The sequence below is a fragment of the Methanobrevibacter curvatus genome, assembly GCF_001639295.1.
Lineage (GTDB): Archaea > Methanobacteriota > Methanobacteria > Methanobacteriales > Methanobacteriaceae > Methanoflexus > Methanoflexus curvatus.
The window spans coordinates 1-521 of sequence record NZ_LWMV01000150.1 but is presented as its reverse complement, the minus strand read 5'-3'; the positions used below and the strand labels follow the sequence as shown (position 1 = coordinate 521).

At 27.1% G+C, this 521-nt stretch carries 1 protein-coding gene; it reads right to left on the bottom strand.

The genetic code is table 11. The features are described from left to right. Positions 1-425 (bottom strand): transposase (locus MBCUR_RS03600; RefSeq protein ID WP_169805789.1); only part of this gene is annotated, 425 nt, incomplete at its 3' end. Between the last annotated feature and the right edge of the window lie 96 nt (positions 426-521).

The following is a 521-nucleotide window of genomic DNA, read 5'->3' as shown; positions in this document are numbered from 1 at the left end:
ATGGTTCCATCAATACTTATATGATTAAAATCAGTTAATTCTTCTTTTTCAGCTTCTTTAAGCAAATCTTCATGCATTTTTTCAATTAAATATCCACAATTTTGTTTAAATCTTCTTAAAGTCCTTGCAGATGGTATTAATCCTCCTGCAACAAACTGATAAATCTGATGAAAATTCAAATGTTCGTAAATGCGGTCTGTAGAAGTTACACAGTCAACAGAAGCATAAATTAGAATTTTTAACAATGTTTTAGCAGAATATTTAGGTCTTCCTTCCTTTTTATCAGAAACGGTATCGAAATAATCATCAAAATGTTCATCAACGAAATCAATGACTTCACGAGAAATATGATCAGTCGGAATTAACTTTGAAAGATTTTCTGTAAACCAATATTCTTGATTAATTTGTTCTTTTATTAAAACCATCTTAAAACACCAAAAAAAAATTTATAACTATAATTAAATATATATGGCTCTTTATATATAAATCTAACGATTTTAAGAGTTTTGTCCTTGTCTCAT